Raw genomic sequence first — 12,677 nt, 5'->3', positions numbered from 1 at the left:
GTCAAATGAAGCCGAGTAAGGGCAAGCCTTGAGACCACGATTAGTGGGCCTCTGTCATTTCAGGAAGATGAAGGCTGGATTGTGCTAAATCAATGGTCAGTTGGTAATCGGTTTGATCGCGCACAGTGATTTCAAAGTCTGTCGTGTAAAGGACCAGGCGAAGGGTCGCTCCTTTTTCGAGCTTGTAGATGGTTGGTTGAAGATCAAAGTCAAATTCCATCCACTCGCCTGGCGTCACAGCCTCAACCTCTAAGAGATCATGACGATTTTGGAGGTTGAGATAACCTTTCGAAATGACTCGTTGGCCAGCTTCTTTGAAAGGCAACTCAGTCAAATTGTCTAGCATATGGTAGCGACCGTTATCCATCGTACGGACCGACAAGACAGCAGGATAGGGTTGGAGGTATTTCTTGCTTCCAAGCTCTAAGAGTTGTGCTGAAAGCAGGCCTTTATTGGTGCTGGAGTGAAGTCGCAGGTGAAGGCGAGCTTTCCCATTGAGGTGTAGGTCTTCTTCGATTGGAAGATCAATGGTCACTTGTTGCGCCTTATCCTGGTAGAGGTCCGTTAAGAAGGTTGGATAAGCCTTGCCATAGCGCTCGTAATCTTTCGTCTCGTAGCGGTTTTGGATGACTTTTTCGTCGTCTCCTAGGGAGAAGGTTCGCTGATTTGTTTGGTTGCCAAAATCATCCAAGGAAGTCCAACTTTGTTCTCCTGTATTGTCCTGCCAGATGACAGTAGGCAATTCATAGCTTGAATCGTAGCCCAGCAATCTTTTAGAGAGGAGGGCGTTCATGCTTTCGCGGAAGTCAATGGATTGCCAGTTGTTGAGGTAAACATGGGCACCATTGTGGTAGAAGAGGTGCTTCTTGATGCTTGCTGGAAGGGCCTGGAACATATTAAAGACGTGAAGGGGTTTGACGTTCCAGTCTTGGGAACCGTGGGTGAAGACCACCTCTGCCTTGACTTTGTCCGCCTGTAGGAGGTAGTTGCGGTCGTGCCAGAACTGGTTGTAGTCTCCAGAAGCGCGGTCCAGCTCTTTTTTCACGATGTCTAGATCGGCTTGGTGGGCCGCATTATGGTGCAAATAGTCTCCACCTAGAAGGTTGCGCGAGTAGGTCAATTCGGCAAGGGAATCAAAATCTTCACCTGGATAGCCGCCAGGACTTGTCACGAGACCATTTTCGCGGTAGTAGTTGTACCAAGAAGAGATCCCAGCCTCTGCTATGATGACTTCTAGACCGTCCACACCTGTGGTCGCAAGGCCGTTAGACATGGTTCCAAGGTAAGAGATCCCGGTGGTTGCGACCTTTCCATTAGACCAATCAGCTTTGACTTGGCGTTTGCGTGTGTGATCTGTAAAGGCCCGGCAACGGCCATTGAGCCAGTCGATAACGTTCTTGTAGGCTTCGATTTGTTGGTAATTTCCATTGGTCATCAAGCCTTGCGAATCTTTTGTCCCCACTCCAGATACGTAGAGATTAGCGTAGCCGCGTGGAAGGAGGTAGTCGTTGAGGGTATAGCTGGAATTGATATGGGTGAGAGTTTCTTCAGCTTCATCGACTAGCTCAGCTGAACCGACAGGATCCACCAATTCTAATTGAGGTACTTCTACTTGAATGGTATGAGGTTCTTTGACCTCGAGGTCGACATTCATATTGTAGAGGGCCTTGTCGCTGGCCTTATCGTTGGTCCCTTGGTGATAAGGACTTGCGGTCATAACAGCTGGAATCTTGCCTTCATAGCGAGGACGGATAATGCTGACCTTGACCAAGTCTGGCAGACCATCTTTGTCGGTATCGACCCGACTTTCCACATAGACGACCTCGCGGATGGCATCATGGCTCGTAAAGGTTGCGAGGCTCTTGCCGTTAAAATAGTGATACTGGTTATCTTCAGGAATCAAGCCATCGCTGACCAACTGATCGATGAGTAAATTTCCTTTTACTGTTCGAGTATTGAGAAGGTGATAGAGGTTTTCTACCAAGTTTCCATACTCAATCGGAAATTGGACTTCTTTCAAGAAGCTATCCGTATCTTCAAAATCAATAAAATAGCGGAAACCGAGTAATTGGAGGGCTACTGTGTAAAAAATGTTCGGAGACCATTCGCAGTCAGATTGGATATACGTTAAAAAGTCTGTTTTAGAATCCACCACTAGGTTAGAGAGGGGATAATCTGTATCTTTATAGGTGAAGTAAACCTTGCGGACAAACCATTCAAACAGTTCTTTTTCTGGGAGGTGGGTGGGAAGGTCAAACCCAATTTCTTTTAGTTCCTTAAGAATGTCTTTTTGGTCAACAGATAGATAGCTATATTGATTGTATTTCATAGACTGCTCCTTTTATCAGTTTCTTTTTTCTTTACTTCTTATATTATACTTGATAAAATAGTATTTGTCTAAAGACCTTTCGTCTATAAGGAGAAGGAATATTGAAAAAAATATCTTTTGAACAAGTTGCAAGAAGACGGACCTTATTGTTTGGGGTTCTTGCCGTCATTTTTGGGATTCTCATTTTTCGAAACGGCGTTGGTTTCACCAAATTTTCCTTGGATCTATTAGCCATTTACTTTTTAGTTGATGGACTAGGAAGCTTTCTTCTTCGCTTTTTGTTACGTAGCAAGTCTATTTCCTATAGCCACTCTATTTGGTTTATTTTTCTTTCACTTGCGTTGATCTGGTTGAATCGACTGAGTAGTCTGCCCGTAAACTTAGTTGTGATTTGTTTAGGGGCATATCAGTTGGGGAGTGCCATTGTCTATGGGATCACATTTTGGCTTTATAAGGCCAATCGGGTAAAAGGAGGCTGGCTCTATTTATGGGATGCGCTTTTAAACGGTGGGCTTGGTCTAGCAACTGTCTTGGAACCTGGTTCAGATGGGCACTTCCAATTTATCCTCTTGGGGGCTTATCTGGTCTTGTTGGGGATTTCTAATATTCGAGATGGTATTTTATTTGACAAAGACCAACAAGGCCAAGAGTTAAAACGTCGCTTTCGTATTAGCCTACCGGTTATCTTTGCAGCCTTTATCCCTGCTAAGGAGTTAAAACGGTTTAACCAGTTTCTTCAAAAAGGGAGCTCGGCGGGACACACAGGCCCTTATCGATTGGTGAAAAAAGAAGAAGAGGCAAGGGAATTAGAAATTTTGGTTCATACTTCTGACAGCAACTTATTTGGAGCGATTGGGCATGTAGATATTTGTTATCAGGGGAAGGTCATTTCTTACGGAAGTTACGATCCCTTTTCAGAGCGTCTATTTGGGACGATTGGGGATGGCGTACTGTTTAAAGTGGATAAGGAACCATACATCGAACTATGTAAAAAAGAGAGTCAAAAGACGCTGTTTGGCTACAGCCTATCCCTTACCGAAGAAGAGAATCAGGCAGTAGAGAAGCGTCTAGCTGAAATTGATCAGTTGTTAGAACCTTGGGATCCACCTAGGAGGTTACTGGAAGACGGTCAGCCGACCTACGCTTACAAATTGAAATATGATTTAGGGGCTGAGCTATATAAATTTACTTCTTCGCGTTTTAAATCTTACTTTGTTCTGTCTACTAATTGCTGCCTGTTAGCAGATTCCATTGTGGGACAGGCAGGAACGGCTGTATTAGATGTGCGTGGAGTGATTGCACCAGGGACCTATCAGGATTACTTAGAATACGAATTTGAAGCTCCAAACGGGCGGGTCCATACACGAACAGTATACTAAAAAAAGAAAGACAGATTTTTATTTTTGAAAAATCTGTCTTTTTTGCACAAGATTTCTTGTAAAAAGCCAGAAAATCTTTTACAATAAAAAGTGCTTGGAGGAAAGTATGACAGCAAATCAGATCGTAAGAGTGATCCCAGTCTTGAAAGTGAATAACCGAAATGTCAATCAACGCTTTTATGAAGAGACATTGGGAATGAAAGTATTAGTGGAAGAAGGAGCTCTCCTATCTTTAGGAGATGCCTCAAAAGTAGAGAAAATTGTCTTAGAAGAGTCACCGAGTATGCGTTCGCGTAAGGTCGAAGGTCCAAAGAAATTGGGTCGCATCGTGGTGAAAGTGGCACAAGCTCAAGAAATTGATTATTTGTTGGCCCGCCAGCCAGAAACAAGCGCCCTTTACCAAGGAGCTAATGGTCGCGCCTTTGAAGTTGTGTCTCCTCAAGGAGATACCATTTTCGTGCATGCTGAAGAAAATCTTGAAAGCCTAGAACCGTTGGAGAAAGCGCCTCTTGTTGACGTGCCAGAAGATTTCAAAGGTTTGACCAGCTTTGATGTGGACTTTCTTGAGGTCAATGTGGCCGATTTTGCTGAGGCTGAGAAGTTCTATAGCAACTTGCCAGCTTTGGCCCACTTTATCCATTTGCAGGAAGCTCAAGGAGAAGATCTCCAAGTGGAGAACAAGGTGACTTGGGATTTGAGCATGATCAAGGTCGAATTGGCATCTTTTGATGTGGAAGTCGTGAAAGAACGCTTGGGAGAAACTGTCGATTTTGTGCACCGTAAGGGAACTTTCTTGATTGCCAAAGATCCAAGTCAGATTGAACTCTGGTTTGAAGCCAATCAAGATCAGGTCCATATTTCTTATGAAGAATAAGAATGGAGTGATGAGCGTGAATGCAATCATCGAAAAAATTACCGAACAAATCCAAGAAGGCATCTATCCAGGTGCCTCTCTTGCGCTTTACCGCAAGGGTCAGTGGAGTGAGCACTATCTGGGACTAGCGGATCCTGAAAAAGGAGAGTCAGTAGTGGCTGACCTGGTCTATGATTTGGCCAGTGTCAGTAAGGTCGTCGGAGTCGCTACCATCTGTGCTTTTTTGTATGCGAAAGGGGAGCTTCCGCTCGATCGTCCCTTTAAAGAGTTTTACCCGCGTTTTGCTCATGAGAAGACGACCATCCGGGAACTCTTGACCCATACTTCTGGGCTGGATCCTTTTATCCCCAACCGGGATCAATTGGATGCGAGACAGTTGAAAACAGCTCTTGAAAATTTGCAGTTGAAAGAAGACAAGAGTTTTCATTACACCGACGTCAATTTTCTTCTGCTGGGCTTTTGGTTAGAAGACAGGTTTCACCAGCCCTTGGATCGTTTATTTGAAGAGCTGATCTTTACACCTTGGAAGATGACAGAGACACGGTTTGGACCGGTCGAAAAGGCGGTGCCAACGGTCCGTGGCCTTGCTTCTGGAAGTGTTCATGATCCCAAAGCGAGAGTATTGGGCTGTCATGCGGGAAGTGCTGGACTTTTTTCAACTGTTGCTGATCTAGAGCGCTTCTTAGAGCATTATCTGAAGGATGATTTTGCGCGTGACTTGTCTCAGAATTTTGCGCGTGAAGAGGGCAAGACCCGCGCTCTCGGATGGAATCTAGAGGGTGACTGGTTGGATCATACGGGCTATACTGGAACCTTCATCATGTACAATCGAAAGAGGCAGGAAGCTGTGATCTTTTTGTCTAACCGGACCTATGAGAAGGACGAACGGGCCCAATGGATCTTAGACCGCAACTCTTTGATGGACTTGATCAAACAAGAATGTGAAAAATAGAAATGGATGGCTGGGATGACGGATCCCGGCCTTTTCTTGTCTGTCCATAAGAAGGAGCTCTTCTGGGTGATTCATTTTTGGACTCCGTCTTAGGTTGGATTTCCTTCAAAAGCATCGCTTTTTTGGCTGATTTATATTAAAATAGTAATGACCTTAGTAGAGCGAGATGAATATGCATAAAGAGATAGGCGTCGGAAAGGCGCATAGTAAAATTATCTTAATTGGAGAGCATGCGGTGGTTTATGGTTATCCGGCTATTGCCCTGCCACTCCATCATATCGAAGTGATCTGCCAGATCATCCCGGCAGACAGTCCATGGATTTTGTTTGAAGATGACACATTGTCCATGGCGGTTTTTGCGTCTCTTGAGCACCTCGGGATTCGTGAGGCCCGGATTCGCTGTCGGATTCAGTCTATGGTACCGGAAAAACGGGGGATGGGGTCCTCTGCGGCGGTCAGTATCGCAGCTATTCGTGCAGTTTTTGACTATTATCAAGAGGAGCTGGACGATGAGACCTTAGAAATCCTGGTCAATCGAGCAGAAACCATTGCCCATATGAATCCAAGCGGTCTGGATGCCAAGACTTGTCTGAGCGATCAAGCCATTAAATTCATCCGGAATGTCGGCTTTTACCCGCTGGAGCTGGGTATAAAAGCGAGTTTGGTGATTGCGGATACGGGGATTCACGGCAATACCCGTGAGGCGATTCAAAAGGTTGAAGCCAAAGGGCAGGAAGTTTTATCCCATTTCCATGAGATTGGTCAGTTGACCCAGCAGGTGGAAGAGGCTCTAAAAATGAATGATCTAATGAGCCTAGGACAGGCTCTGACTACTTGTCATGACCACTTGAGAGCCGTAGGGGTCAGCTGTGAAAAAGCAGACCACCTGGTCGCCGTTGCCCTTGAAAATGGGGCCTTAGGTGCTAAAATGAGCGGAGGCGGCCTTGGAGGCTGTGTGATTGCCCTCGTCAAGGATTCTCGTGAAGCAGCAACCATTGCCCATGCATTAGAAAAAGAAGGAGCGCACCATACATGGATCGAAAACCTGTAAAGGCTAAGTCCTATGCCAATATCGCGATTATCAAATACTGGGGAAAAGAAGATGCCAAACAGATGGTCCCTTCGACCAGTTCGATTTCGTTGACCTTAGAGAATATGTATACAGAGACGAGTCTCTCTCCCTTACCAGCAGATGCGACTGCGCATGAATTTTACATCGATGGGGAATTCCAAAATCCAGCTGAGCAAGCCAAAATTGGAGCTGTGATTGATAGCTTGAAGCCAGCAGATGAAGCAGGATTTGTTCGGGTGGATACCAGCAACAACATGCCAACTGCAGCCGGTTTGTCCTCTAGCTCAAGCGGCCTCTCTGCTCTCGTCAAGGCTTGCAATCAGTACTATGATTTGGGCTTGAGTCAGGAGGAATTAGCTCAAAAAGCCAAGTTTGCTTCGGGTTCTTCTTCACGTTCTTTCTTTGGACCCTTAGCAGCTTGGGACAAAGAAAGTGGAGAAATTTATAAGGTCAAAACAGACCTAAAACTGGCTATGATCATGCTGGTCCTCAATGACAAGCAAAAGCCCGTTTCCAGCCGGGAAGGGATGAAACGTTGCATGGAGACCTCGACTAATTTCAAAGAATGGATCGAAGAGTCTCGACAAGATTACAAGGACATGCTGGACTATCTAGCTGGCAATGATTTTGAACGGGTCGGTCAGCTGACAGAGCGCAATGCCCTTGCTATGCATGCGACGACTAGAACAGCCACTCCAGCCTTTAGCTACTTGACAGAAGAAAGCCACAAAGCTATGGAATTTGTCCGTGAGCTTCGAGCTGCAGGCCATGCTTGTTACTTCACCATGGATGCAGGGCCAAACGTTAAGGTTCTCTGTTTAGAAGAAGACTTGGATCAGCTGGTGCCTTTATTTGACGCCCGCTATCGGACCATCGTATCTAAGACAAAGGACCCTCAAGATGAAGACTAAGTATCAGGTACAGACTGGAGGCAAGCTCTATCTAGCTGGAGAATACGCAGTGCTAACGCCTGGCTATGGAGCCGTGATTCAGTTTATTCCCATTTATCTGTCAGCTACTATCCAAGAATCTAGAAGCTATCAGCTAGCCTCAGATCTCTTTGGTTACCAGGTGGATTTGACCCCAAATAAGGACTACGCCTTGATTCAAGAGACCATTCGGCTCATGGAAGAGTGGCTGAAAGATCAGGGAATAGCCCCTAAACCGTTTGATCTTCACCTTAGAGGGACGTTGGGCGAAGAGGGGAAAAAGTATGGGATTGGTTCCAGCGGAAGTGTGGTCTTGCTCGTGATCAAGGCCATGGCTGCTCTGTATGAACTAGACTTAAGTCCAGATCTGCTCTTTCGACTAGCAGCAGTGGTCTTGGTGCAAAGAGGGGACAATGGTTCCATGGGCGATTTGGCTTGTATCGCCTTCGAGGACTTGATTTATTACCAATCCTTTGATCGGGCTTGGTTGCATGAAGTCTTGACTTCTCAGCCTCTTTCACAAGTTTTAGACCTGGATTGGGACTACCAGATCTGCTCGATCCAGCCAGCCATCTCTTATGATTTTCTGGTTGGTTGGACCAAGGAACCAGCGATTTCAAGTGATTTGATCCGCCAGGTCAAGGGAGCGATTAATGAAGTCTTTCTCAAAGAAAGTCAGAGCGCAGTGAAGATTCTTGAAAAAGGTCTCCGTGAAGGGAACAAAAAAGAAATTGAGACCAGTATCAAACGTGCCGATAAGAACCTAAAGTCTTTGAACCCTTTGATCTATACCCCAGCTCTAAAAGAGCTGCAAGAAGCGACAGAGGGCCTTTCTGTCTGTGCCAAATCCAGTGGTGCTGGAGGAGGCGACTGTGGAATCGCCCTTATTTTTGACCCAGTTGAGACTCAGACCTTGATAGAGCGCTGGAAGGAAAAGAATATTGAAGTCATTTACCAAGAAAGGATGGGAGATTCGTGAGCGAGAATCGAAAAGACCAGCATATTCGCTATGCCTTGGAGCAAAGCTCCTCCTATAATAGCTTTGATGAGATCGAGCTGATTCACCGATCCCTCCCCCTTGTGGATCTAGCGGAGATTGATTTGACAACCCATTTCGCAGGGCGTGATTGGGAGGTTCCTTTTTATATCAATGCCATGACAGGTGGGAGTGAACGGGCCAAAGAGATCAACCAAAAATTGGCAGCAGTAGCCGAAGCCTGTGGGATTCTCTTTGTGACTGGCTCTTACAGCGCAGGGCTGAAGGATCCGAACGATCAATCGTATGCGGTCCAAAAAGACCATCCTCGTCTTCTTTTAGCGACCAATATTGGCCTCGATAAAGAGCCAGACTTGGGTTTAAGAACAGTGGAAGAACTACAACCTCTCTTTCTTCAAGTTCATGTGAATCTGATGCAAGAGTTACTCATGCCAGAAGGGGAGCGGATTTTCCACACTTGGAAAGACCATCTCCAGAGCTATGGGCAGGCCTTTCCTGTGCCGGTAGTCCTGAAAGAAGTCGGCTTTGGTATGGATCCTAAAACAGTTCAGCTGGCACTAGATGCTGGGATAAAAACCGTTGACATTTCTGGCCGTGGTGGCACTAGTTTTGCCTATATTGAGAATCGTCGTGGAGGCAATCGCGCTTATTTGGATGATTGGGGACAATCAACTGCGCAGTGTCTCTTACAGTTACAAGATCAGATAGATCAGGTTGAGATCCTCGCGAGTGGTGGCATCCGTCATCCCCTTGATATGGTGAAGGCCTTGGTCCTTGGAGCGCGTGGTGTAGGGCTTTCACGCGTTTTTCTTGAAATGGTAGAGACCAAGAGCATCGAAGAAGTGATCGCCCTTGTCCAAGGATGGAAAGAAGACCTTAGATTACTCCTTTGTGCGCTCGGTTGTCAGAACCTGAAAGAGCTCCGAGAAGTCGACTATCTCCTCTATGGAAAATTGTGGCAAGCTCAGCAACAGAGAAAATGAAGAAAAATCATTTTAGAAACTTTCCTTAGGTGAGTACGGACGTTAGGTGAAATTATCCAGTGGATGATTTCAGCAATCCAGGAAGTTCCATAACTTAGTTTTGAACCTAAGGTTTCAAAACTCCCGAGTGCCTGAAACAAAAATGTTTCAGGCACTTTTCTCACAGCGGAAAGTTTCAGTATTTTTGAATCGATTTAAAAATTGGAATGCATTTCTATTTCTTTGCAGAATCGCTTAACTTATTTTACTTTAAAATAGTTTATCTATATTCTAATGATTGACTTTTTAAAGCCAATCCTTTCTTTTTTGAAAAAGTGTTTCCCCTCAAAAATTCTGATAATTTACGAATCGTTTACGGTTGCTGGAAACGCTTGCAAAACAGGATCGTAAAAGAGTATACTAAATAAGGAAAAACATTTTTAAAAAGGAGTTTAGGATGAAGAAGCACTATTTTCGCTCAGCTGTAGCAGCCTTGCTTCCGCTTTTGTTGATTGCTCAACCTGTTGAGGCTTGTACGGGGTTCATCATTGGGAAGAAACTGACGGCCGACGGCTCGACCTTGGTAGGGCGTACCGAAGATTTAGAGCCCAACCATAATAAAAATTTTGTGGTCAGAGAGCGTGTCTACAATAAAAAAGGTGCCATCTTTGAGGATGCCGCCAACGGTTTTCAATATCCCTTGCCAGAGATTAGCTATAAGTATACAGCAGTCCCAGATGTCACCCCAGATCAGGGAATTTTTGACGAAGCAGGATTCAATGAATATGGGGTTTCCATTTCTGCGACTGTATCTGCTTCAGCAAATGACAAGATCCAAAAAGTGGATCCCTATGTCAAGGATGGTTTGGCAGAATCCGGCTTAACCAGCATTGTTCTCCCAAGTGTGAAAACCGCAAGAGAAGGGGTTGAACTCATTGCTAAAATCGTCGAAGAAAAAGGCGCTGCAGAAGGAAATATTGTGACCATTGCCGATAAAGAAGGTGTCTGGTATATGGAAATCCTATCCGGTCACCAATATGCGGCCATTCTCTTCCCAGAAGATCGCTTTGCAGTCTTTCCAAATACTTTCTTCTTAGGCCATGTTGATTTATCGGATACAGAGCGTACGATTGCCTCAAAAGATCTTGAAAAAGTCGCCAAAGAAGCCAATAGCTATAAGGAAGTGGATGGAAAATTCCATGTTTCTCAATCCTATAATCCGCCTTTGCAAGAAGCAGATCGTTCGCGGGTTTGGTCGGGGATCAAATCTCTAGACCCAAGCTCTCCTGTTAAATATGATGATGCGTCCTTTGACCTTCTTCATACAACCGATCGGAAATTAACTCTCCGCGATGCCATGAATCTCCAACGCAATCGTTTGGAAGGAACCAAATACAAACCACTGGATCAAATGGAGCTAGATGGAAAAGGCATCCCGAAAAAAGGAGAGTTTGATGCAGTTTATAAATACCCGATTTCCAATCCAAATGTCATGGAGGCCCATATTTTCCAACTGAAAGATGAAGTTCCAGCGAGTGCTGGAGGAGGAACCATGTGGCTATCGATGGGCAGTCCGCGGAATGCTCCTTACCTACCGTACTATGGCAATATTCTCAACACCTATCAAGCCTACCAAGAATTAGGCGATCATTACAATGACCGCTCCTGGTATTGGACCATTTCAAGAATCAATGACCTTGTAGCCAAGTATCCTGATTTATTCGAAGATGGGGCGATTCGTACTGAAATGGAACGATTGGAATCTCAGTGGATGGTTGAACAAGATCTGAGTGATCAGGAACAAATTGCCCTTGCTTCTCAGCCTGAAGAAGCGAGTAAGAAGGCAACAGAGGAAGGAATAGCGAGAGCTGAGAAAACCTTTGAACGCTTGCAAGAAATTAGAAAAGAAGCAGAACAAAAGGTAGCAGATGAACACGGAAAAAGTGCTCTGCAAGATCTAGATGATGAAGAAGATGCTGCTTATGAAGAGAAAATTGATCTGGTTGATTTTGACTATGATTACATTTTAGCAGCAGGCTTGTTCGGAGCAACCCTTCTAGCGATTGTGATCTACCTGATTCGCTCAAAGAAACAAAAGGGAGGAAAACAAGATGACTAAAATTCAAAGAGCCTCAATCTATCTTTTTCTACTGTTTGCAGGAATTGGCTTGGAGTTTGAACTCGGTCATCTTTCTCAACAAGAATTTAGCCAGTCTGCCGGCAGAGATTTGGTCTTAAACTTGTCTGTCTTAGCTGCTATTATTATCCCGCTCTATCTCTTTTCAAAACGATTGGCCAAGCAGTTGACTGTCCCAACTTATGTCTTATGGATTGCCATGTTTGGAGGAGCCTTCGTAGCAGGCTGGTTGAGCTTTTCAGGCAATAGCTTAATTGATATTATGAATAGCCATGTGATCAAGGATGCCACTGTCTTTAACAAGTGGACCGATGCCTTGACAGCCCCATTTTCAGAGGAATTCTTTAAGGCTCTGGTTGCCTTTTGGGTTGTCTTGATGGTTGGCAAGAAAGATCTAAAAGCAATTCTAATTGCAGGCTTGGGCTCTGGCTTTGGTTTTCAAATCATTGAGGATTTAGGGTACGTTGCCCGCCAAACCAAAATCAGTCAATTAGCCGCGGTTACTGAGGCCATTAACCGGATCTCTGGTGGATTAGCTTCACATGCCCTCTATACAGCTGTTGTATCCGTTGGTATCTTCCTCTTGTTGTCTCAAGTGACCCAGCAAAAGGAAAAACTCTTTGGGCTCTGGTGTGTTCTCTCGACAGTAGCCAATCACTTCTTATGGAACTCTCCGTTTTATGAAACAGACCATCGGATTAATCTTCTCGTCGGACTGCTCTTTGCCGTCCAAGTAGGGACTTTTATCGAAGTGGTGATCTATACCAAGAAACATCCCGAGTTGCCATTTTTAAAACAATAAGAAAAATTTTTCAAACACAAAAGAACTAAGACGTGGGTCTTAGTTCTCAAAGTGAAGATAAAATCATCTTAGAAACTTTCCTTAGGTGAAGACGGACGTCAGCGAACTTCGAAGAAGTTCCATGACTAATTATTGAGCCTAAGGTCTCAATAATTCCGAGTGCTAGAAACAAAAGTGTTTCTAGCACTTTTTTCACGGCGGAAAGTTTCATTATATTCTCGATTCATTTAAAAAATTAGAACTC

General features: G+C 44.8%; 10 protein-coding genes. 9 read left to right on the top strand and 1 reads right to left on the bottom strand.

The features are described 5' to 3' along the window. Positions 1–40 precede the first annotated feature (40 nt). Entirely contained in the window at positions 41–2,329 is a 2,289-nt protein-coding gene (locus QM351_RS06085) for a Xaa-Pro dipeptidyl-peptidase (protein ID WP_414326988.1), read from the bottom strand. Between the two features lie 101 nt (positions 2,330–2,430). Here QM351_RS06085 and QM351_RS06080 point away from each other — a divergent pair, with 101 nt between their 5' ends. The 9 genes from QM351_RS06080 (at position 2,431) to QM351_RS06040 (ending at position 12,433) form a co-directional block, all read left to right on the top strand. Then, the gene (locus QM351_RS06080) at positions 2,431–3,708 is read left to right on the top strand and encodes an HdeD family acid-resistance protein (RefSeq protein ID WP_023919173.1); all 1,278 of its coding nucleotides are present in this window, start codon (positions 2,431–2,433) and stop codon (positions 3,706–3,708) included. 106 nt (positions 3,709–3,814) lie between these two features. Next, entirely contained in the window at positions 3,815–4,582 is a 768-nt protein-coding gene (locus QM351_RS06075; protein ID WP_024055030.1) for a CppA N-terminal domain-containing protein, read from the top strand. 10 nt (positions 4,583–4,592) lie between these two features. Beyond that, on the top strand, positions 4,593–5,534 hold the full coding sequence (locus QM351_RS06070) for a serine hydrolase domain-containing protein (RefSeq protein ID WP_037613944.1): 942 nt from the start codon (positions 4,593–4,595) through the stop codon (positions 5,532–5,534). Positions 5,535–5,706: 172 nt separating this feature from the next. Continuing rightward, positions 5,707–6,585, top strand: coding sequence for a mevalonate kinase (gene mvk / locus QM351_RS06065; protein ID WP_049498558.1), 879 nt, complete (start codon positions 5,707–5,709; stop codon positions 6,583–6,585). Then, positions 6,567–7,517, top strand: coding sequence for a diphosphomevalonate decarboxylase (gene mvaD, locus QM351_RS06060; RefSeq protein ID WP_049522756.1), 951 nt, complete (start codon positions 6,567–6,569; stop codon positions 7,515–7,517). The genes mvk and mvaD overlap by 19 nt, the downstream gene beginning before the upstream one ends. Further along, positions 7,507–8,514 carry a phosphomevalonate kinase gene (locus QM351_RS06055; RefSeq protein WP_003008822.1) on the top strand — a complete coding sequence of 336 codons (1,008 nt, stop codon included), beginning with the start codon at positions 7,507–7,509 and terminating at the stop codon, positions 8,512–8,514. Before mvaD ends, QM351_RS06055 begins: the two co-directional genes overlap by 11 nt. Further along, entirely contained in the window at positions 8,511–9,515 is a 1,005-nt protein-coding gene (fni, locus tag QM351_RS06050) for a type 2 isopentenyl-diphosphate Delta-isomerase (protein WP_414326985.1), read from the top strand. The genes QM351_RS06055 and fni overlap by 4 nt, the downstream gene beginning before the upstream one ends. Before the next feature lie 436 nt (positions 9,516–9,951). Further along, positions 9,952–11,613 (top strand): C69 family dipeptidase, encoded by a 1,662-nt coding sequence (locus QM351_RS06045; protein ID WP_254727510.1) that lies wholly within the window; start codon positions 9,952–9,954, stop codon positions 11,611–11,613. Next, entirely contained in the window at positions 11,606–12,433 is an 828-nt protein-coding gene (locus QM351_RS06040; RefSeq protein ID WP_254727507.1) for a PrsW family glutamic-type intramembrane protease, read from the top strand. The genes QM351_RS06045 and QM351_RS06040 overlap by 8 nt, the downstream gene beginning before the upstream one ends. Positions 12,434–12,677: the final 244 nt, after the last annotated feature.

The organism is Streptococcus parasanguinis, assembly GCF_047465465.1.
Classification (GTDB): Bacteria; Bacillota; Bacilli; order Lactobacillales; family Streptococcaceae; genus Streptococcus; species Streptococcus parasanguinis_AI.
The sequence above is the reverse complement of the archived record's forward strand: the minus strand, read 5'-3'. Positions and strand labels throughout refer to the sequence as shown.

What these genes read in the sequence shown, in the direction of transcription:
- QM351_RS06085 (WP_414326988.1), bottom strand. Translation starts at nt 2,329, where the DNA reads ATGAAATACAATCAATATAGCTATCTATCTGTTGACCAAAAAGACATT.
- QM351_RS06075 (WP_024055030.1), top strand. Translation starts at nt 3,815, where the DNA reads ATGACAGCAAATCAGATCGTAAGAGTGATCCCAGTCTTGAAAGTGAAT.
- QM351_RS06070 (WP_037613944.1), top strand. Translation starts at nt 4,593, where the DNA reads ATGAGCGTGAATGCAATCATCGAAAAAATTACCGAACAAATCCAAGAA.
- mvk (WP_049498558.1), top strand. Translation starts at nt 5,707, where the DNA reads ATGCATAAAGAGATAGGCGTCGGAAAGGCGCATAGTAAAATTATCTTA.
- mvaD (WP_049522756.1), top strand. Translation starts at nt 6,567, where the DNA reads ATGGATCGAAAACCTGTAAAGGCTAAGTCCTATGCCAATATCGCGATT.
- QM351_RS06055 (WP_003008822.1), top strand. Translation starts at nt 7,507, where the DNA reads ATGAAGACTAAGTATCAGGTACAGACTGGAGGCAAGCTCTATCTAGCT.
- QM351_RS06045 (WP_254727510.1), top strand. Translation starts at nt 9,952, where the DNA reads ATGAAGAAGCACTATTTTCGCTCAGCTGTAGCAGCCTTGCTTCCGCTT.
- QM351_RS06040 (WP_254727507.1), top strand. Translation starts at nt 11,606, where the DNA reads ATGACTAAAATTCAAAGAGCCTCAATCTATCTTTTTCTACTGTTTGCA.